Raw genomic sequence first — 20,250 nt, forward strand, 5'->3', positions numbered from 1 at the left:
TGAAGCCCTGAACCCGGGAGCCCTTGAAGCCGGGGGCTACAGCCAGCCCTTCTCCCGCGCCCTGCTCACCGCCTCCGCCCGATTGCGTACGGCCAGCTTCTGGATCGCGACCGACAGGTAGTTGCGGACCGTGCCCTGGGACAGGTTCAGGGCGGCGGCCAGTTCCGCGTTGGTGCGGCCGTCGGCCGCCGCGCGGAGCACCTCGCGTTCGCGGTCGGTGAGCGGGTTCGCCCCCTCCGCGAGCGCGGCCGCGGCCAGCGTCGGGTCGATGACGCGATCGCCCCCGAGGACCTTGCGGACCGCAGCGGCGAGCTCGGCCGCGGGGGCGTCCTTGACCAGGAACGCGTGGGCGCCCGCCTCCATGGCGCTGCGCAGATAGCCCGGGCGGCCGAACGTCGTGAGCACGACGACCTTCAACTCGGGTAGTTCGGCGTGCAGTTGGGCCGCCGCCTCGATCCCCGTACAGCCGGGCATCTCGATGTCGAGCAGCGCCACGTCCACGGGGTGCGCACGGGCCGCCGCGAGGACCTCGTCGCCGCGGGCCACCTGGGCGACGACCTCGATGTCCGGCTCCAGGCCGAGCAGCGCCGCGAGCGCCTCCCGGACCATCGACTGGTCCTCGGCCAACAACAACCTGATCGTCATGCGGCGGATCCTACGGAGGAGGCCGGGACCCGGGCCACCAGGCGGAAGCCGCGCCGGTGCGCGGGCCCGGTCTCCAGGGCGCCGCCGACCACGGCCAGGCGTTCGGCGAGGCCGGTCAGTCCGTTGCCGGGCGGTGCGCCCGAGGGGCCCGTGCCGTCGTCCTCGACGGTCAGCTCGACGACCGGCCCGTCGAGGGTCTCGCGGCGGGCGACGGCGACCGTGCAGTGCCGGGCGCCGCTGTGCCGTACGACGTTGGTGACGGCCTCGCGCAGCGTCCAGGCGAGCGCCGCCTCCCGCACCTCGGACAGCTCGGGGGCCTCGGCGGGCACCTGGGCGGTGATGCCCGCGGCGGTCAACGCGACCTGGGCTCCGGCCAGTTCGGCGGCCAGGCGCGGGCGGCGGTAGCCGGTGACGGCCTCGCGCACGTCGACCAGCGCCTGGCGGCTGACCTTCTCGATGTCGGCGACCTGGTCGGCGGCCTTGCCGGGGTGGTCGGGGAGCATCCGGCCCGCCAGTTCGCTCTTGAGCGTGATCAGCGAGAGGGAGTGGCCGAGCAGGTCGTGCAGGTCGCGGGCGAGCCGCAACCGCTCCTCGTTCGCGGCCAGTTGGGCGACCTGTGCGCGAGCCTCCCGCAACTCCCTTGTCGTACGCACCAGTTCCCGTACGCCGATCATGGAGAAGCCGCCGAGGAGCGTGGGGACGAGGAGCCAGTACTCCGGGCTCGTGTCGACCAGCAGGCCGATCACGACCAGCCCCGCCGTCGAGCCGAGGATCGCGAGGCGGGTCCAGCGCAGCGGCAGGACCGCCCCGCAGGCCACGGAGACGTACACGAACAGGACCAGCCACTGGTCGCCCATCGTGAGGGAGAGCACGACCGCGAAGACGGGCAGCGCCACCAGCGAGCCGTGGGCCACCGTCCGCCCCAGCGGCCTGCCGGTCTGGCGCAGGACGAGGCCCACGTAGCAGCCGGCGAACGCCACGAGGCCGAGCCAGCCGAGGACCGTGGCCACCGGTGTGTGGTTGCCCGCCAGCAGGTCGGCGACCGGACTGCCGAGGAAGGCCAGCCACATGCCGATCCACAGCAGCTTGACGAAGAACTCCCGGCGGTTCTCCGGCGGTTGGCCGATCCGCGGGGTCGTGTCGACGCCGTCCGTCTGCGTGCTCATCCCCGTACTCACGCCTTCAACGTGTCCTTCCGGTACAGCCAGGCCGCACCGCCCGCGAAGAGGAGGAAGTAGGCCACGATCAGGGTGACGTCCTTGGCGTGCGGGGCGTTGCCCAGCTCGATGGCCTGGCCGAGGGCCGCGTAGGCGTGCGTGGGCAGCCACTTGGCGATCGACTGCAGCCAGTCGGGGAACGTCGTCGTCGGCATCCACAGTCCGCCCAGGATGGACAGGCCGAAGTAGACGATCATCACGATCGGGCGGACCGCGTCGCCGGAGGCGAGGTAGCCGATGGCCACCCCGAGCGCGGCGAAGCAGAGGCTGCCCGCCCAGATCGCGACGGTCAGCGCGAGCCACTGCCAGGCGTCGTAGCGGACGTCCTTGAAGACGGCGGCCACGACGAACACGATCACGATGGAGGGCAGGGAGACGACGGCGGCGCTCGCGGTCTTCGCGAGGACGTAGCCGCGCCCGGGCAGCGTGGTGAGCCTCAACTGCCGTACCCAGCCGCTCTCCCGCTCCTTGGCGATGCGCTCGCTGTTGCCCATGAGGACGGCGGTGAGCGCACCGAAGGAGGCCATGGAGACCATCATGAACGAGGCCAGGTTCAGGCCCGTGCCGTCGACCATGGTGGAGGTGTCGGACTGGCCCGCGATCAGCAGGAACAGGATCGACGGGTAAAGGACGGAGAAGAACAGGAACTTCTTGTTGCGCAGGGCGCGGGTGATCTCGAGCTTGATCAGGCTGTTCATGACGCCTTCGCCTCCTGGGCGGCTTCCTGGGCGGCTTCTTCAGCGGCTTCTTCGGCCGCGGTGATGGCGACGAAGGCCTGCTCCAGACCGAGGCCGGCGACTTCGAGGTTGCGGGGGTAGACGCCGAGCCCGTACAGCGCGTGCACGGTCGCGTCGGCGTCGGTGGACTGGATGCGGACGGTCTGACCGGACACGTCGACGGAGGTGAGGAACGGCAGGGCACGGACGGCCGCCTCGTCGATCTCGCCCTCCAGGTCGAAGGAGACCTTGCGGGCGCCCGCCTTCGCCTTGATCTCGGCGGCGGTGCCGTCGGCGAGGAGGCGGCCGCGGTGCAGCACGAGGACGCGGTCGGCGATCGCGTCCGCCTCCTCCAGGTAGTGCGTGGCGAACAGCACGGTGCGGCCCTGGTCGGCCTGCTCGCGCATGGTCGCCCAGAACGCCTGGCGCGCGGAGACGTCCATGCCGGTCGTCGGCTCGTCGAGGACGATCAGATCGCTGTCGCCGGCCGTGGCGAGCGCGAAGCGGACGCGCTGCTCCTGGCCGCCGGAGAGCTTGTTGACCTTGCGGTCGGCGATCTGGGTGATGCCGGCGCGGGTCAGCACGTCGTCGGTCTTGTACGGCTTGGGGTGCAGGGCCACGGCCAGCTGCACCAGCTCGCGCACGGTCACCTCGTCCATCAGGCCGCCGCTCTGCAGCATGGCGCCGACCCGGCCCTGCACGATCGCGTCGCGCGGGGCCCGGCCGAAGACCCGGACCTCGCCGGTGTCCGCGGGGCGCAGGCCGAGCAGCAGGTCGAGGGTGGTGGACTTGCCCGCGCCGTTCGGGCCGAGCAGGGCGACGGTCTCCCCCGGGTACAGGGTGAGGCTGAGGCCGTCGACGGCCTTGACGGCGCCGTAGGACTTCGTCACCCCGGTGAAGGTGACCGCTGCTTCTGTGTTCATGCGAGACATCGTCGCCGGTCGGCGGGTGCGTGCGGCAGTGTCACGCGTAGCGAGTCCCGCATGACATCTGTCATGCGGGACTCGGCTGCGGGGCGCTCTAGCTCGGGTTCGTGGGGATGTCCACGGTGCGCTCGGCCTTGGTCTTGCCGAGCAGCGCCTTCGCCATCGCCTGGGCCACGTCCGTCGGCTGGACCGGCGTCTTCTTGCCGGTGCCGCGGGTGATCAGGACGCCGTCGAAGGTGTTGCCGTAGAGCTTCTTGAGCGCTTCGAGGTCGTACGTCTCGACGAGCTTGCCGTTGACCGCCTTCATCCCGAGCACCTTCGGCAGCGAGATGTTCGGGCCGAAGTCGATCGGCTTGCCGCCCGCCGTGATCGTGATGTTGGCGGACATGGCGGGCTTGGCGAACTGCTGCATCTTCCGGTCGACCTCGGCGTCCGAGATCGACGGCTGCCGCTGCGTCGTCGCGACCTGGACCGGCGTGGGCGAGCCGGTCTCGACCTGCTGCTTGTACGCGGCCACGACGGCGGCGGCCGACTTGTCGACGTCGATGCCCTTGCCGGCCTTGCCGTAGACGGCGACGGCCTTGCCGGGGACGAACTTGATCGTGCCGTCACCGGAGGCGGACGCGCCGCCCGCCGCCTGCTCGAGGGCCGCGTGCAGCTTCTCCTCGTCGACGGGCATGTCGGGCTCCACGACCCGCTCGTTGCCGAACAGCGAGCCGATCACGGAGACCGGGTTGTAGTCGCTGCCCGCGGCGGCGGAGACCGTGGCGGCGCTGTCCAAGGACAGGCCCGCCTGCTCCGGCTTCAGCTCGACCGTCTTGCCGTCGACCTGGAGCTTGAGGGGCTCGGTGGTGCGCTTGCCGAGGGCGTCGTCGAGCTTGGTGGCCGCCTGGTCGCGGGTGCCGCCGCCGATGTCGACGCCGAGGACGGTGGTGCCCTTGGGCACGTCCGAGTGGTTCATCAACAGGCCCGCGCCGTACGCGACTCCGGCCACGCCGACGACGCCCGCACCGAGCAGGACCAGCTTGTTGCGGCCCTTCTTCTTCTTTGCGGGGGCCGCGGCCGGGGCGGTCTGCGCCGGTACCGGGTCGGGCAGCTTCGGCGGGGTGTGCGCGGTCGGCCCCTGGTTCTGCGGGGCGGGTGCGAACGGGGAGCCGGGGCCGCCCTGGCCGGACTGCGGGACGACCGGGATGCCGCTGGTGAGGGTGTCCCCCGAGACGTTCCCCACCGGGGCGCCGGGCTCCGGTGCGGGCTTCTGCGGGGTCAGGATCGCGGTGTCGTCGCTCATCCGGGGCGGGACGCGGCCGCCCGTCGCGGGCGGGACCGGCGGGTTCGGCGCGATCGGCGGGACCATCGGGCCGTCGCCGGTGACGGGGCCCGTCGTGGGGCCGGTGGGGCCGGGGTTGCCGCCCGGGGCACCCTGGCCGGGCTGGCCGGACTGGCCGGGCTGACTGGGCTGGGCGAAGTACGGCAGGTTGTCGCGGTCGCTCTGCGCGCGGGGCGCGGGACCGTTGCCATTGCCATTGCCGTTGCTGTTGCCGTTGCTGTTGCCGAGCGGCCCCGCGGCCACGGCGCCGCTGACGTCGAAGCCGCCGGAGGAGGCACCGGACGGCGGCGGGCCGGAGGGCGCGCCCGCGGACGGACCGGCACCCGACGGAACACCAGCACCGGCGCCGGATTCGGCGGCAGCCGTACCCCGACCGTTCGTGGCGCCCTTGCGCGGCGCGAACCAGTCGCTGGTCTTCTCCTCGCGGGACTCGCGAGGCTCGCGGGACTCACGGGGCGCTCCGGACTCGGCGGCCGGACCGCCCCGACCGGGCTCCGTCGCGTCGGCGGCGTACCCGGCGAGCGCCGAGGTGCGGCCCGCGCCGGTGTCCGGCTCGGCGGCCGCGGCCCCGGCCCCGGCGTCGGCGCCGTCCTGCGGTCCGCCGTCGGCGTCGCTCATCGGCGTACGCATCACGACCGGCGGGATCGGACGCGAGCCCGGAATGTTGATCCGGATCCGCGTCGTCAGCGTGGTCTCGGTCTTGGGCGCGTCCGGGTCGGCCGGGGGCGTCTGGCCCACGGGGACGGCATCGCCGGAGGCCGCGCCCTGCGCGGACGTCCCGTACGGAGGCGTGCCCGACGGGTACGCGGCGCCGCCGCGCCCCTGGGGCCCGGAGGACGAACTGTCAGTTTCACGACTCAAAGCAGGTTCTCCCGGTTGGCTCCGCCGCCCGTCTCGACCTCACGCGGGCTGCTCGGCGGCGCGCACCACCATACTGGCCGCGGCCGCACGTCACCGTGTGACGGATGGTGAATCCCCTACGGGGCACGGCGCGTGGTGGTAATAAGTGCGACGTCACTTCCCAAGTCGGGCGGCGGACGCGGGTGGTTGCTGCGAAATGCCAAGGGTGGCGCACATCACAGCCACAGCCATTCCTCCGAGGAGGAAGAGGTAGGAGCCGAGTCCCGCGCCGAACAGGAAGTCGCCCTCGGGCCGGCTCGCGGTGAGCAGGATGACCGCGACGAGCCAGCCCGCCGCGGGCGCCACGGCCCCGGATCTGCCGCGGGTCAGCCGGACCCCGCCGTGGAAGAGCCCGGCGGCGGCGAGGAGCGCGAGCAGCAAACCGCCCGGGAACCAGCCCCCTTGGACCAGTGCGCCCGCGGCGCCGGTGAGCGCGCCGAGCACGAAGAGGACGAGGAGCGCGGCAGCCCGTCCCGCCGAGAATCCACCGAAGGAGAACGGCAGGTCGACCTGTTGAGCAGGGGCCTTGCCGCCGCTCTTGTTGTTGCCCGTCACGCCTCGACTCCCTCGAACAGGTCTTCCTCGTACGCCGATCCGGGCTCGCCCCGCACCAACTCGTAGGCCTCGACCGGCAGCACCGGTTGCGCGAGCCCGTTCGAGAGCGCGAACACGTCGCCCCCTTCGGGGATGTCGATCTGGGTGGCGTGCGCGCGCATCGCCGCTTCCTTGCGCACCAGGTACGCCTTGGCGTCGATCGCGGCGGTGACGCGCTCGTCGTCGACGACGCCCGGCACGTCGGCGACCGTGGCGAGGGCGTCGAAGGGCGTGCGGTCGAGTGCGGATTCCAGGCGGCGGAAGAACTCCTCGACGACCGTACGGGGCACACGGTTCCAGTAGATCTTGGAGATCGTGTGCGGATCCCCGAGGTCGCGCCGGAAGGCCGGTTCGGCGGCGAGATCGGCGGCGCGCATGGCGACGCGGTGCGCCTTGATGTGGTCGGGGTGGCCGTAGCCGCCGTCCGGGTCGTACGTGATCAGGACCTGCGGGCGGATCTCGCGGACGACGGCGACGAGGTGGGCCGCGGCCTCGTCGAGGTCGGCGGACCAGAAGCTGCCGGGCCGCTCGTTCTGCTCGGCGCCCATCATTCCGGAGTCGCGGTAGCGGCCGGGGCCGCCGAGGAAGCGGTGGTCGTCGACGCCGATCTCCTTCATGGCGGCGGCCAGCTCGCCGATGCGGTGCGGCCCGAGGAGGTCCTCGCGATCCGGGGCGAGATGGGCGAGTTCGTCCGGAATGACCTCGCCCTCTTCGCCGAGGGTGCAGGTCACGAGCGTGACGTGGGCGCCCTCGGCCGCGTACTTGGCCATGGTGGCGCCGTTGTTGATCGACTCGTCGTCGGGGTGCGCGTGCACGAGGAGCAGACGCCGACCGGGCATTTCCGTCATGCCCACAGCCTAGAACGCCGACGACGGGCGGCCGGAACGCGAGACCGCTAGAACTTGATGCCGCCGATCATGCCCGCCACGTTCGTCGTCAGCTCCTTGATCGTGGGGGCCACGGAGGAGCTGGCCAGATAGAAGCCGAGGAGCATGCAGACCACGGCGTGCCCGGCCTTGAGGCCCGACTTCTTGATCAGGATGAAGACGATGATCGCGAACAGCACCACGGCCGAGATCGAGAGTGCCACAGCGGTCCCTCCTCCAAAGTGATCCGGTCGCCGACGAGTTCCTACCCACGCAGCGCGTACGAATGATAACTATCCGTGGCCGCGCATGAATCGCGACGAGGGGGCACGGGGGCGACGGGGAGCGCGCGGGGGCGCATGCCGAAGGCAAGTCACGGCCGCAACAGGGCAGTTCAGGCCTGGCAAGAGCCCCCACGCACCACGGTCAGTCCCGTCGGGTGACCTCGGTCAGCGCCGCGCACAGTGACGCCGACGCCGCGAGCCACTCGGGGCTCACCCCGGCGCACGCGAGCACGAGCACGAGCACGGCGATCGTCACGGTGATCACGAGCACGCGCCCCTCACGCCCGGCAGGCGCCGCGGCGGGCGGGTTCACGCACGGATTCACCGACAGGTACACAGACGGATTCGCACAAGGGCATACGTTCATCGGGCTCACCTTCCAGTTCCTCCGGGTGCACCGGCCTTCGGCGCGACGGCACCGACCGGTCGCCGAGCATCATCTCCGCCCGTCCGCCCGCATCAGCCGGAGCAAAGCAGCACAGGGGGGCGCACCACCCGCTTCCCGCCTAGGCTGCGGGGATGACCATCGAGACCGGAACCGGGGCGCACTCGCCCGAGCCGTCCTTTCCCCGCCAGCACGCGCGCACGCAGCGGTTCACGCTCGGCGCGCCCCGTGCCTTCACCGTGGCGCCCGACGGGGAGCGGGTCGCGTTCCTGCGGTCCTCCTCCGGTACCGATCGCGCGAACGCCCTGTGGGTCCTCGATGTGACGAGTGGTCAGGAGCGGCCGGCCGCCGACCCCGCGGTGCTGCTCGGCGGCGTCTCCGAGAAGCTGTCGGCCGAGGAGCGGGCCCGGCGCGAGCGCAGTCGTGAGGGCGGCGCCGGCATCGTGGGCTACGCGACGGACGCGCAGGCCGAGTTGGCGGTGTTCGCGCTCTCGGGCCGGCTGTTCGCGGCGGAGCTGCGCGCGGGCACCGCACGTGAACTGCCCGTCCCCGGCCCGGTGTTGGACCCGCGCCCGTCACCCGACGGGCGCCACGTCGCGTACGTGACGCAGGGCGCGCTCCGCGTCGTCGGTGCGCAGGGCGAGGACGACCGGGTGCTGGCCGCCCCCGAGTCGGACACGGTCACGTACGGGCTCGCGGAGTTCATCGCGGCCGAGGAGATGTCCCGGTACCGCGGTTTTTGGTGGTCGCCCGACTCGGACCGGTTGCTCGTGGCCCGGGCCGACGACGCGGACGTGCGGCGCTGGTGGATCGCGGACCCGGCCCACCCGGACCGCGAGCCGGCCCGCGTCGCCTACCCGGCGGCGGGGACGTCCAACGCGGAGGTGCGCCTGTTCGCGTACGGCCTCGACGGCACCCGCACCGAGATCAACTGGAACCGGACGGCGTACCCGTACCTGGCCCGCGTGCACTGGTCCGCCGACGGCGCCCCGCTGATCCTCGTGCAGGCCCGCGACCAGCTCAGCGCGCTGTACCTGGCGGTGGACCCGGCCGACGGCTCGACGCGGATGGTGCACGCCGACGAGGACGACCAGTGGCTCGAGCTGTTCCCCGGGGCGCCGTGCTGGTCGCCGAGCGGACAGCTCGTGCGGATCGCCGACGAGGGTGGCGCGCGGGTCCTCGCGGTGGGCGAACGGCCGCTGACAGGACCGCAGTTGCACGTACGGGCCGTGCTCGACGTCGGTGCGAGCGACGTGCTGGTCTCGGCCTCGGCGGGGGCCGACGCGGACTCCCCCGAGACCGGCGAGGTGCACGTCTACCGCGTCAACGAGCTGGGCGTACAGCGCGTCTCCGACACACCCGGCGTGCACTCGGCGGTCCGCTCCGGCGACGTCACCGTGCTCGTGTCATCCACCCTCTCCGAGCCCGGCGCGCGGGTCCGCGTGGAGCGCGACGGCAAGCACGTCGCCGAGATCGCCTCGCACGCCGAGCGCCCGCGGCTCACCCCGCGCGTGACGCTCACCGAGGCCGACGGCATCCCCTGCGCGGTGCTTCTCCCCTCGTCGTATGAGGAGGGGGACGGGCCGCTGCCGGTGCTGATGGACCCCTACGGCGGGCCGCACGGCCAGCGCGTGATGGCCGCGCACAACCCGTACCTCACCTCGCAGTGGTTCGCCGACCAGGGCTTCGCGGTGATCGTCGCCGACGGCCGTGGCACGCCCGGCATCTCACCGGGCCGCGAGAAGGCGGTCCGCGGCGACTTCACGCTGACCCTCGACGACCAGGTCACCGCGGTGCGGGCCCTCGCCGACCGGTTCCCGCTCGATCTGTCCAAGGTGGCGATGCGCGGCTGGAGTTACGGCGGCTACCTCTCCGCGCTCGCCGTGCTGAAGCGGCCCGACGTCTTCCACGCGGGGATCGCGGGCGCACCGGTGACGGACTGGCGGCTGTACGACACGCACTACACGGAGCGGTACCTGGGCGACCCGGCCGCGTCCCCCGACACGTACGCGAAGAGCTCGCTGGTGACGGACGACGGCCTTTCGGGGGCGGCGGAGCAGCACCGGCCGATGATGATCGTGCACGGGCTCGCCGACGACAACGTGGTGGTCGCGCACGCCCTGCGCCTCAGCTCCGCCCTGCTGGCGGACGGCCGGCCGCACGAGGTGCTGCCGCTGTCCGGGGTCACGCACATGACGCCGCAGGAACAGGTCGCCGAGAACCTTCTCCTGCTCCAAGTCGACTTCCTGAAGCGGTCGTTGGGCCTGTAGCAAGGCGACCGGGCCGGAGCGACATGGCGCGCTCCGGCCCGGTCTACGGCACCCGCACGGCCGTACGTCGTTCACCTTGACCCGTCCGTATATCGGAGCCGGGTCGGTCGAGTTGCCTGTGTGTAACGGGGGTTACTCCGACGGTACGACCTGCTTCTCTTCGGCGAAGTGGCAGGCCGACGGGTGTGCGGCCGGGGTCCCGACACCGCGGAAGGCCTCCGGCACGGCGAGCAGCGGCACCTCATCCGCGCACCGCTGCTGCGCCTTCCAGCAGCGGGTGCGGAAGCGGCAGCCCGAGGGCGGGTTCGCGGGCGAGGGCACGTCTCCGGAGAGGATGATGCGCTCGCGGTGCTCGCGCGCGTCCGGGTCGGGCACCGGCACGGCCGACAGCAGCGCCTGCGTGTAGGGGTGCGTCGGATGGTCGTAGATCTCGGCGTCGGAGCCGACCTCCACGATGCGGCCGAGGTACATGACGCCGACCCGGTCGGAGATGTGCCGCACGATCGACAGGTCGTGGGCGATGAAGACGTACGAGAGATTGAACTCGCTCTGGAGCCTGTCGAGCAGGTTCACCACCTGTGCCTGCACCGACACGTCGAGCGCGGAGACCGGCTCGTCGGCGACGATGATCTCGGGGCGCAGCGCCAACCCCCGGGCGATGCCGATGCGTTGGCGCTGGCCGCCGGAGAACTGGTGCGGGTAGCGGTTGATGTACTCCGGGTTTAGCCCGACCACGTCGAGGAGGTCCTGGACCTTCTTGCGCCGGTCGCCCTTCGGGGCCACCTCGGGGTGGATCTCGTACGGCTCCCCGATGATGTCGCCGACCGTCATGCGCGGGTTGAGCGAGGTGTACGGGTCCTGGAACACCATCTGGATGTTGCGGCGCACGGCCTTCAGGGCCCGGCCGGACAGCTGGGTGATGTCCTCGCCCTTGTACTTGATCACGCCCTCGGTGGGGCGCTCCAGGTTCACCAGCATCTTGGCGACGGTCGACTTGCCGCAGCCGGACTCGCCCACGATGCCGAGGGTCTCGCCCTGCGCGAGGTCGAAGTCCACGCCGTCGACGGCCTTGACCGCGCCGACCTGCTTCCTGAAGACGATGCCCTGGGTGAGGGGGTAGTGCTTGACCAGCCCCCGTACCTCCAGCAGCGGTTCACCGGACTGCGGCATCGAGCGTCTCCTTCCAGAAGTGGCAGGCGCTGCGGCGCTCCGGCGAGACCTCGGCGAGCGGCGGGACATCCGTGCGGCACACGTCCTGGGCCATCGGGCAGCGCGGGTTGAAGGCGCAGCCCGGCGGGATGTTCATCAGGTTCGGCGGCAGGCCCTTGATCGCGTACAGCTCCTGCCCCTTCTGGTCCAGGCGCGGGATCGACTCGAGCAGGCCCTTGGTGTACGGGTGGGCGGGTGCCTTGTAGATCTCGTGGACGGGGGCTTGTTCGACGATGCGGCCCGCGTACATGACGGCGATCTTGTCGGCGACGTCGGCGACGACGCCGAGGTCGTGGGTGATGAGGATGAGCCCCATGTTGAGCTCGCGCTGCAACTCGGCGAGCAGGTCCATGACCTGGGCCTGGACGGTGACGTCGAGGGCGGTGGTCGGCTCGTCCGCGATGATGAGCGACGGCTCGAGGGCGAGCGCCATCGCGATCATGATGCGCTGGCGCATGCCGCCGGAGAACTGGTGCGGGTACTGGCCGACGCGCTCCTTGGCGGCCGGGATGCGCACCCGGTCCATCAGCTCGACGGCCTTCGCCTTCGCGTCCTTCTTGCTCATCCCCTTGTGGACGACGAACATCTCGCCGAGCTGCTCCCCCACGCTGAGCACCGGGTTGAGGGAGCTCAGCGCGTCCTGGAAGATCATCGCCATCTCGGCGCCGCGGACCGTGCGCCGCTCGTCCTCCTTGAGCTTCAGCAGGTCGCGGCCCTTGAAGAGGATCTCGCCGCCCGCGATGCGGCCCGGCGGCATGTCGAGGATGCCCATGACGGCCTGGGCGGTGACGGACTTGCCGGAGCCGGACTCGCCGAGCACGGCGAGCGTCTCGCCCTCGTCGACGGTGTAGTTGACGCCGTTCACGGCCTTGGCGACGCCGTCCCGGGTCCTGAACTCGACGTGCAGATCACGTACTTCGAGCAAAGCCATGGGCGGGCCTACCTCAGCTTCGGGTCGAGGGCGTCGCGCACCGCGTCGCCGAGCATGATGAACGCGAGCACCGTGAGGGCCAGCGCCCCGGCCGGGTAAAGCAGCATGTGCGGGGCGTTGCGGATGTAGGGGGCCGCGTTGGAGATGTCGATGCCCCAGGACACCGCGGGCGGCTTGAGTCCGACGCCGAGGAAGGAGAGCGTGGCCTCCAGCGCGATGTACGTACCGAGCGCGATGGTCGCCACGACGATCACCGGGGCGACCGCGTTCGGCAGGATGTGCCGCAGCATGATGCGGGAGTTGGAGGCGCCCAGGGTGCGGGCGGCCTGCACGTAGTCGTTCTGTTTGACGGTAATCACCGAGCCGCGGGCGATGCGGGAGATCTGCGGCCAGCCGAGCAGCACGATGAAGCCGACGACGGGCCATACGGTCGTCGACGTCACCACCGAGAGCAGCACCAGACCGCCGAGGACGACGGGGATGCCGAAGAAGATGTCGGCGATGCGGGAGAGGACGGCGTCGCCCCAGCGCCCGTAGAAGCCGGCGAGTCCGCCGAGGATCCCGCCGAGCAGCGCCACTCCGGCCGTGGCGCAGACGCCGACGGTGACGGAGGCGCGGGCGCCGTGCACGACCCGCGTGTACACGTCGCAGCCCTGGGCGTCGTAGCCGAAGGGGTGTCCCGAGGTGGCGCTCTGCTGGCCGTGCGCGAGGTCGCAGTCGTTCGGGTCGCCGCTGGAGATGAGGCCCGGCCAGATCGCGATGAGGACGAGGAAGAGGATCACCAGCGCCGAGACGATGAAGACGGGGTTGCGGCGCAGGTCCTGCCACGCGTCCGACCACAGGGAGCGGGCGCCGTCGGCGTGGACCGCACCGCCCTCGGGGGGCGGGGTCTGGGCCTCGACGGTGAGCGGGGTGACGGGCTCAGGCATAGCGGATCCTCGGGTCAAGGACGGCGTAGAGCAGGTCGACGAGGAGGTTGGCGACCAGGAAGACGATGACGAGGACGGTCACGAACCCGACGACCGTCGGCGTCGACTGGCGCAGGATGCCCTGGTAGAGCTGGTAGCCGACGCCGCGGATGTTGAAGATGCGCTCCGTGACGATCGCGCCGCCCATCAGGGCGCCGATGTCGGTGCCGATGAACGTGACGACCGGGATCAGCGAGTTGCGCAGCAGGTGCCGCCAGACGATGCGGCGCCGCGGCAGGCCCTTGGCGACGGCGGTGCGGACGTAGTCGGCGCGCGCGTTCTCCGCGACCGAGGTGCGGGTCAGCCGGGTCACGTAGGCGAGCGAGACGGAGGCGAGGACGAGGCCCGGCAGGATCAGCTCGTTGATCGGGGCCTCGTACGCCACCGACGGTTTGACGATGCCCCACTCCATGCCGAACAGGAGCTGGGCGACCAGACCCGTCACGAACGTCGGTACGGAGATGACGACCAGCGTGAGGATGAGGACGCCGGTGTCGATGGGGCGGCCGCGGCGCAGACCCGTGATCACGCCGAGGCCGATGCCGATGATGATCTCGAAGACGATCGCCACGAAGGTGAGCTTGATGGTGACGGGGAAGGCCCGGCCCATCAGGGAAGTCACCGAGTCGCCGTTGAAGGCGGTGCCGAAGTCGCCCTGGAAGATGTTGCCGAGGTAGATCAGGTACTGCTGCCACAGCGGCTTGTCCAGGTTGAAGTCGGCGCGCAGCTGCGCCTGGGTCGCCGGGTCACAGGCCTTGTCGCCGCACAGGGCGGCGGTCGGGTCGCCCATGACGTTGACCATGAGGAAGATCAGCAGGGTGGTGCCGATGAACACCGGGATCATCTGCAGCAGCCGCCGGATCACATAGCGCCCCATGGCACCTCCCTCACGTAGCAGCGGACGGTCTTCTCAGTCATCGACGGTCATCTCCTCGAAGACCGGCACGCTGAAGGGGTTGAGCTTCACGTCGTGCACGCGGGTGCCGTAGACGGCGGTGCCGTTCTGGTACCAGAGCGGGACGGCGGGGAGTTGCTGGGCGAGGATCTTCTCGGCGCTCTGGAAGTCACCGATGGCGGTCTCCGGATCGGCCTCGGCGTTCGCCTTGTCGATCAGCGCGTCGAACTGCTTGTCGCTCCACTTGCCGTCGTTGGAGGGAGCGTTGGTGTAGTAGACCGGCTGCAGGAAGTTCTGGATCAGCGGGTAGTCCATCTGCCAGCCGCTACGGAAGGGCCCGTCGAACTTCTGGCTCTGGATCTGCGTCCGGAAGTCGGCGAACGTGCCGACCGGGTTGCCCACGCAGGCCCCGGACTTGCCGAGCGCCCGGTTCACGCTGTTGCAGATCGCGTCGACCCACTGCTTGTGGTTGCCGGTGTCGGCGTTGTAGCTGATCTTGAGCTTGCCGCCGGGGAAGCCGCCGCCCTCCTCGATCAGCTGCTTCGCCCTCACCGGGTCGTACGCGCAGCGCTCCCCGCAGATCGTGGGGTCGAAGCCGCCCTTCTCGCCGAGCACGGGCGAGGTCCAGTCCTTGGCGGGCTGGCGGGTGCCCTGGAAGATCTTGTCGGTGATCTGCTCGCGGTTGATGGCGAGCGAGATGCCCTGGCGGACCTTGAGCCCGTTCGCGTTGTTCCAGCCCTTGTCGTACATCGGGAACATCAGGGTCTGGATGATTCCGGCCGCGGTGTTGATGAAGCGGTTGCCGACGTCGGCGTGCAGGTTGCTGAGCTGCTCCGCGGGGACGGCGTCACTGACGTCGAGCTGGCCGGCCACCACGTCGGTGTACGCGGTGTTGTCGTCGGTGTAGACGATCAGGTCGACGCCCTTGTTCCTGGGCTTGGTGCCCTTGTACCGGTCGTTGACGCGCAGCTGCATGCGGCCGCCGCGGTCGTAGTTGGTGACCTGGTAGGGGCCGTTGCCGAAGGGCTTGGCGAGCCAGCCGTCGTGGTCGGTGTAGAACTTCTTCGGCAGCGGCGAGAAGGCGGCGTAGCCGAGCAGGTCCGCGAAGAGCGAGAACTTCTGGTTGAGCTTGATCGTGAAGTTCAGGTCGTCCTGCACCTGGAGCCCGGAGAGCGTCTTGGCCCGGGGTGCGCCCTCCGTCGGATGCACCTTCTCGTAGCCGTCGATGTAGTGGAAGAAGTCGGCGCTGATCTGCGCGTTCGGCAGGTACGAGGCGTAGTTCCAGGCGTCGACGAAGGAGTGCGCGGTGACCTTCTCGCCGTCCGCGAAGGTCCAGCCGTCCTTGAGCTTCACCTTGAAGTTCTGGGCGTCGTCGCTGGTGATGGACTCGGCGACGGCGTACTCGGGGACGGCGGTCTCGGGGTTGTAGACCTTGAGCCCCCGGAAGATCATGTCGAGGACCTTGCCGCCGTTGACCTCGTTGGTGTTGGCCGGCTCCAGCGGGTTCTGCGGGTCTCCCCACTTGGCCCGCACGACGCCCGGATCGGTGGCACTCGCCCCGCAGGAGGCGAGCCACGGCACGGCCAGGATCAGGGCGGTGACCGCGGCGCCGGTGCGCAGGGCATGGCGCATGGAGGTGCCTCCTCTAACCGATCTCTCGCTGCTCACGTGACATGGGTACGCCTAAATATCGACCCAAGTCGGGCAAAACGCTCGCTGTGATCGGCCATAGGAGACGTGTGTCGCGGCGGAGGCGGCGACGGGGGCCTGTTTTGTGTGCCGGTTCTAGGGGCCGGTTCTATGGGCCGGTTCTATGGGCCGGTTCTATGGGCCGGTTCTATGGGCCGGTTCTATGGGCCGGGCGGTGCCAGGAACTCCGTGACGTGGTGCAGGAACTGCTGCGGCGCCGCGCGGTGGATCAGATGGCCCACCGGGATCGTGATCGCGCGCCCCGACGGGAGGCGTTCGGCGAACTCCGCGATGCCCTCCTGGTCGACGTGGCTCGTGGGGCCTCCCGCCAGCAGCAGGGTCTCGGCCTCGATGAGCGGCAGGCGCTCCAGCCAGCGGGGGTCGGGGGTGTCGAGCTGGTGGCGGACCGCCAGGACCATCCCCCAGTCGAAGGGGAGCTCACCGGGTGGGCGGACCGGCGGGACAGGGTCGCGCGGGCGGGGCACGGGCACGTCCTCCAGGACCAGGCGGGCCACCCGGCCGGGGTGCTCCTGGGCCAGCAGATGGGCCACGACCCCGCCCATCGAGTGCCCGACGACGTCCGCGCGGTCCAGGGCCAGGTCGTCCATCAGGCCCGCCACGTCGGCGGCCATGGATTCCAGGGCGTAGTCGCCGGGCCAGGGGCTGCGGCCGTGGCCGCGCAGGTCGGGTGCGAGGACCCGGCGGTCCGCGGCGAGGGCGGGGGCGATGTCCGCCCAGTCGTCGGCGCTCTCGCCCAGGGCGTGCAGCAGCACCAGCGGCCGGCCCCCCTCGGGCCCCCACTCCTGGCGCGCGAGCCGGTGGCGGGTCATTCGGGCAGGGGGGCCGCGAGGGCCGGGTCCTGGCCGGACCGGCGCAGCGACTGGGCCACGAAGCCGGAAGCGATCAGCTCGGCCACCGTCGCCCGCAGGAACCGCACCGTCGACGCCCCGCGCCCCTTCGTCGTGCCCACGGCCTGCCGGATGGTCATGAACGCGGGCTCCACCAGGCGCAGTTCGGGATGCGCCGCGACGTGCGCGGTCAGCGGCTGGCGGATACCGGCCGCCACGTCGAGGCCCTCGGCGTGGAACGCGTCGGTGCCGTCGCTGCCGCGTACCACCGTGGCGCGGGCGAGGGTGCGGGTCAGGTAGAGGTCGTACGCGGAGCCCTTCTTCACCCCGATGCGGATCCCGTCAGCGTCCACGTCCTGCGGGGAGCGCAGCGCCGAATCGGCGGGCACCGCGTACACGCCCTCGATGTGGACGTACGGCGCGCTGAAGGCGACCTCCGCCTCGCGGGCCGGCTCGATCGCGAGGAAGCAGACGTCGGCACGGCCCTCGGCCATCGCAGCGTAGGACTTGCGGGCCGCGTCGAAGCAGACGAACTCGACGGGCAGGCCCAGGCGTTGGGCGATCTCGCGGGCCAGGTCGACGGTGATTCCGGTGGGGGCTTCGGGGGTGCCCTGGGCGAGGACCGGGTTGCCGAGGTTGATGGAGGCGCGCAGTACGCCCGTGGGGGCGAGGTCGCGGGCGAGGTCGGAGCCGGGGTGTGTCATGGGCCGAGTCTAGGAAGGACGCAAAGGGCGTACGCGCAGGCGTGGGCGGGGCGTTGTCAGTGGTGGCTGCGAGACTCATGCCCATGACGACCGATGCCGGTACGGATACCGAGGCCCATACCGAAGCCGAAGCCGACGCCGAGGCCGGCACCGAGGCTGGTGCCACTACCGATGCCGCCGCGGCCGGTACCGCTCAACTGCCCATCCGTCCCTGGGACCTTCGCGAGATCGACGCCGCTCTGCGTGCCTCCTGGGCCGCCGACACCACCGAGCCCGTCGGCGGGCACCGGTGGTCCCCCGGCAATCCCGCCTGGGGGCACTGCGACATCACGGCGCTGGTCGTGCACGACCTGTTCGGCGGGGAGTTGATCTGCGGCGAGGTGTACCTGACGGACGGCTCCCAGGAGGGCTTCCACTGGTGGAACCGGCTGCCGAGCGGGGTCGAACTGGACCTGACGCGCGAGCAGTTCGTCCTCGGCGAGACCATCACGGCGGCCCGCGTCGTGGAGCGCCCACCGGGTCCGCTCAAGCGGCGCTGGGCCGAGTACCTGGTGCTGCGCGAGCGGGTCGAGGGGCGGTTGGGCTCGGCCCTTCCCGAGCCGGTGTGACGCAAGAAGGGCCGGTTCGGAGAAACCCCCGCGCGGGAGTTTCTCCGAACCGGCCCTTCACCGGGAGCGACCACTCAGGCCGCGTGCACCACGTCCTTCTCCTCGGCGAAGTGGCACGCCGACTCGTGTGCGGCCGGGGTGTCCGCGCCCTTGAAACGCTCGGGGATCGCGAGAAGCGGAATCTCCTCGGCGCACTTGTCCTGCGCCTTCCAGCAGCGCGTGCGGAACCGGCAGCCCGAGGGCGGGTTGGCCGGGGAGGGCACGTCGCCGGAGAGGATGATCCGCTCGCGGCCCTCACGGGCGGACGGGTCCGGCACCGGGACGGCCGACAGCAGCGCCTGCGTGTAGGGGTGCGTCGGGTGGTCGTAGATCTGCGTGTCCGTGCCGATCTCGGCCATCTTGCCGAGGTACATGACCCCGACCCGGTCCGAGATGTGCCGGACGATCGACAGGTCGTGCGCGATGAAGAGGTAGGAGAGGTTGAACTCGTCCTGCAGCTTCTCCATCAGGTTGATGACCTGCGCCTGGACGGACACGTCCAGGGCCGACACCGGCTCGTCGCAGATGATGATCTCGGGGTTGAGGGCCAACCCCCGCGCGATGCCGATGCGCTGACGCTGACCGCCGGAGAACTGGTGCGGGTAGCGGTTGATGTACTCCGGGTTGAGACCGACGACGTCGAGCAGGTCCTGGACCTTGCGGCGACGGTCGCCCTTCGGGGCCACCTCGGGGTGGATCTCGAAGGGCTCCCCGATGATGTCGCCGACCGTCATGCGCGGGTTGAGCGACGTGTACGGGTCCTGGAACACCATCTGGATGTTCCGGCGCACGGCCTTCAGCGCACGGCCGGACAGCTTGGTGATGTCCTGGCCCTTGTAGAAGACCTCGCCGGCGGTGGCACTCTCCAGGGTCATCAGGAGCTTGGCGACCGTGGACTTGCCACAGCCGGACTCGCCCACGATGCCCAGCGTCTCGCCCTGGTACAGGTCGAAGGAGATCCCGTCGACCGCCTTGACGGCGCCGACCTGGCGCTTGATGACGACGCCCTGGGTCAGCGGGAAGTGCTTCACCAGGTTGCGGACCTGGAGGATGGGCTCGCCGCGGTCGACGGGCGCCTCGATGGCGGCGACGGCCGCGTCCTCCGTGGGGGCGTCGACGATCTCGACCTCCGCCACGTTCGGAGTGGCGTCCACAGCGTCCTTCGGGTTCTCAGCCATGGATCGTCTCCTTCCAGAAGTGGCACGCGCTGCCGCGGCCGGCCAGTGCGGTGCCGTCCTGCTCGGTCACCTCGGCCAGCAGCGGAACGTCCGTGCGGCAGATGTCCTGAGCCTTCGGGCAGCGCGGGTTGAAGGCGCAACCGCTCGGGATCTTCAGGAGGTTGGGCGGCAGACCCTTGATCGCGTAGAGGTCCTGGCCCTTCTGGTCCAGGCGCGGGATCGAGTCGAGCAGGCCACGGGTGTACGGGTGCGCCGGGCGCTTGTACAGCTCGTGGACCGGGGCCGTCTCGACGATCCGGCCCGCGTACATGACCGCGATCTTGTCCGCGACGTCGGCGACGACGCCGAGGTCGTGGGTGATCAGGATCAGGCCCATGTTGTACTCCTGCTGAAGCTCAGCGAGGAGGTCCATCACCTGGGCCTGCACGGTCACGTCGAGGGCCGTGGTCGGCTCGTCCGCGATGATCAGGTCGGGCTCGAGGGCGAGCGCCATCGCGATCATGATGCGCTGGCGCATACCGCCCGAGAACTGGTGGGGGTAGTCGTTGACCCGGGCCGCGGAGCCCGGGATCTTGACCTTGTCCATCAGCTCGATGGCCTTGGCCTTGGCCTGCTTGCGGCTGAGGCCCTCGTGCACCCGGAACATCTCGCCGAGCTGGTAGCCCACCGAGAGCACGGGGTTGAGGGACGACAGCGCGTCCTGGAAGATCATCGCGATCTTGCGGCCGCGGATCTTCCGGCGCTCCTCGTTGGACATCTTGAGCATGTCCTGGCCCTTGAAGAGGATCTCGCCCTGCGGGATCTTTCCAGGCGGCATGTCGAGGATGCCCATGATGGCCTGCGCCGTCACGGACTTGCCGGAGCCGGACTCGCCGAGCACGGCGAGGGTCTCGCCGGAGTCGACCGAGTAGTTGACGCCGTTGACGGCCTTGGCGATGCCGTCACGGGTGTGGAACTCGACGTGCAGGTCGCGCACTTCGAGCAGCTTTCCGCCTTCGTCCTCGCCCGAGCGGGGAACGGGGACGTTCGCGGGCACTTCGATGGTGGTCAC

General features: G+C 70.7%; 20 protein-coding genes. 2 read left to right on the plus strand and 18 right to left on the minus strand.

Translation table 11 applies throughout. From position 1 onward, the window contains the following. Positions 1 to 36: 36 nt before the first annotated feature. The 9 genes from ACIBUY_RS17575 to ACIBUY_RS17615 form a co-directional block, all read right to left on the minus strand. The gene (locus tag ACIBUY_RS17575) at positions 37 to 645 is read right to left on the minus strand and encodes a response regulator transcription factor (RefSeq protein WP_365568844.1); all 609 of its coding nucleotides are present in this window, start codon (positions 643 to 645) and stop codon (positions 37 to 39) included. Further along, positions 642 to 1,811, minus strand: coding sequence for a sensor histidine kinase (locus ACIBUY_RS17580; RefSeq protein ID WP_399152974.1), 1,170 nt, complete (start codon positions 1,809 to 1,811; stop codon positions 642 to 644). The genes ACIBUY_RS17575 and ACIBUY_RS17580 overlap by 4 nt, the downstream gene beginning before the upstream one ends. An 8-nt stretch (positions 1,812 to 1,819) precedes the next feature. Beyond that, positions 1,820 to 2,560: an ABC transporter permease gene (locus ACIBUY_RS17585; RefSeq protein ID WP_365568850.1), complete on the minus strand. Its 741-nt coding sequence runs from the start codon at positions 2,558 to 2,560 to the stop codon at positions 1,820 to 1,822. Further along, complete coding sequence (locus tag ACIBUY_RS17590) at positions 2,557 to 3,501, minus strand: ABC transporter ATP-binding protein (protein ID WP_365568853.1); 945 nt, start codon at positions 3,499 to 3,501, stop codon at positions 2,557 to 2,559. Before ACIBUY_RS17590 ends, ACIBUY_RS17585 begins: the two co-directional genes overlap by 4 nt. Positions 3,502 to 3,598: 97 nt before the next feature. Beyond that, a complete protein-coding gene (locus ACIBUY_RS17595; RefSeq protein ID WP_399152975.1) occupies positions 3,599 to 5,692 on the minus strand; it encodes a hypothetical protein in 2,094 nt (697 codons plus the stop codon). A 153-nt stretch (positions 5,693 to 5,845) separates the two neighbouring features. Continuing rightward, a complete protein-coding gene (locus ACIBUY_RS17600) occupies positions 5,846 to 6,286 on the minus strand; it encodes a DUF6113 family protein (RefSeq protein WP_399152976.1) in 441 nt (146 codons plus the stop codon). Beyond that, complete coding sequence (mshB, locus tag ACIBUY_RS17605; RefSeq protein ID WP_399152977.1) at positions 6,283 to 7,173, minus strand: N-acetyl-1-D-myo-inositol-2-amino-2-deoxy-alpha-D-glucopyranoside deacetylase; 891 nt, start codon at positions 7,171 to 7,173, stop codon at positions 6,283 to 6,285. The genes ACIBUY_RS17600 and mshB overlap by 4 nt, the downstream gene beginning before the upstream one ends. A 47-nt stretch (positions 7,174 to 7,220) precedes the next feature. Continuing rightward, on the minus strand, positions 7,221 to 7,415 hold the full coding sequence (locus ACIBUY_RS17610) for a hypothetical protein (protein ID WP_365568862.1): 195 nt from the start codon (positions 7,413 to 7,415) through the stop codon (positions 7,221 to 7,223). A 202-nt stretch (positions 7,416 to 7,617) separates the two neighbouring features. Next, positions 7,618 to 7,788 (minus strand): hypothetical protein, encoded by a 171-nt coding sequence (locus tag ACIBUY_RS17615; protein ID WP_365568865.1) that lies wholly within the window; start codon positions 7,786 to 7,788, stop codon positions 7,618 to 7,620. 206 nt (positions 7,789 to 7,994) lie between these two features. Here ACIBUY_RS17615 and ACIBUY_RS17620 point away from each other — a divergent pair, with 206 nt between their 5' ends. Next, on the plus strand, positions 7,995 to 10,130 hold the full coding sequence (locus ACIBUY_RS17620) for a prolyl oligopeptidase family serine peptidase (RefSeq protein WP_399152978.1): 2,136 nt from the start codon (positions 7,995 to 7,997) through the stop codon (positions 10,128 to 10,130). A gap of 132 nt (positions 10,131 to 10,262) precedes the next feature. On the opposite strand, the gene ACIBUY_RS17625 is transcribed toward ACIBUY_RS17620, so the two are convergent. From ACIBUY_RS17625 to ACIBUY_RS17655, 7 genes are all read right to left on the minus strand, one after another. Further along, positions 10,263 to 11,300: an ABC transporter ATP-binding protein gene (locus ACIBUY_RS17625; RefSeq protein ID WP_399152979.1), complete on the minus strand. Its 1,038-nt coding sequence runs from the start codon at positions 11,298 to 11,300 to the stop codon at positions 10,263 to 10,265. Continuing rightward, complete coding sequence (locus ACIBUY_RS17630; protein ID WP_399152980.1) at positions 11,284 to 12,270, minus strand: ABC transporter ATP-binding protein; 987 nt, start codon at positions 12,268 to 12,270, stop codon at positions 11,284 to 11,286. The genes ACIBUY_RS17625 and ACIBUY_RS17630 overlap by 17 nt, the downstream gene beginning before the upstream one ends. A gap of 8 nt (positions 12,271 to 12,278) precedes the next feature. Continuing rightward, complete coding sequence (locus ACIBUY_RS17635; RefSeq protein ID WP_365568877.1) at positions 12,279 to 13,199, minus strand: ABC transporter permease; 921 nt, start codon at positions 13,197 to 13,199, stop codon at positions 12,279 to 12,281. Beyond that, positions 13,192 to 14,115, minus strand: a complete 924-nt coding sequence (locus ACIBUY_RS17640; protein WP_365568880.1) for an ABC transporter permease — start codon at positions 14,113 to 14,115, stop codon at positions 13,192 to 13,194. The genes ACIBUY_RS17635 and ACIBUY_RS17640 overlap by 8 nt, the downstream gene beginning before the upstream one ends. 33 nt (positions 14,116 to 14,148) lie before the next feature. Next, positions 14,149 to 15,765, minus strand: a complete 1,617-nt coding sequence (locus ACIBUY_RS17645; RefSeq protein WP_399152981.1) for an ABC transporter substrate-binding protein — start codon at positions 15,763 to 15,765, stop codon at positions 14,149 to 14,151. A 218-nt stretch (positions 15,766 to 15,983) separates the two neighbouring features. Beyond that, positions 15,984 to 16,652 (minus strand): alpha/beta fold hydrolase, encoded by a 669-nt coding sequence (locus tag ACIBUY_RS17650; RefSeq protein WP_399152982.1) that lies wholly within the window; start codon positions 16,650 to 16,652, stop codon positions 15,984 to 15,986. Next, positions 16,649 to 17,374 (minus strand): transporter substrate-binding domain-containing protein, encoded by a 726-nt coding sequence (locus ACIBUY_RS17655; protein ID WP_365568889.1) that lies wholly within the window; start codon positions 17,372 to 17,374, stop codon positions 16,649 to 16,651. Before ACIBUY_RS17655 ends, ACIBUY_RS17650 begins: the two co-directional genes overlap by 4 nt. A gap of 203 nt (positions 17,375 to 17,577) precedes the next feature. Between ACIBUY_RS17655 and ACIBUY_RS17660 the strand changes: the two genes are divergently transcribed. Further along, positions 17,578 to 17,982, plus strand: coding sequence for a hypothetical protein (locus tag ACIBUY_RS17660; protein WP_365569099.1), 405 nt, complete (start codon positions 17,578 to 17,580; stop codon positions 17,980 to 17,982). A gap of 74 nt (positions 17,983 to 18,056) precedes the next feature. Here the strand turns inward: ACIBUY_RS17660 and ACIBUY_RS17665 are convergent, their stop codons facing one another. Continuing rightward, positions 18,057 to 19,199, minus strand: coding sequence for a dipeptide ABC transporter ATP-binding protein (locus ACIBUY_RS17665; protein ID WP_365568892.1), 1,143 nt, complete (start codon positions 19,197 to 19,199; stop codon positions 18,057 to 18,059). Next, positions 19,192 to 20,250 (minus strand): ABC transporter ATP-binding protein, encoded by a 1,059-nt coding sequence (locus ACIBUY_RS17670; RefSeq protein ID WP_365568895.1) that lies wholly within the window; start codon positions 20,248 to 20,250, stop codon positions 19,192 to 19,194. Before ACIBUY_RS17670 ends, ACIBUY_RS17665 begins: the two co-directional genes overlap by 8 nt.

The sequence above is a fragment of the Streptomyces sp. NPDC050085 genome (assembly GCF_044460595.1).
Classification (GTDB): Bacteria; Actinomycetota; Actinomycetes; order Streptomycetales; family Streptomycetaceae; genus Streptomyces.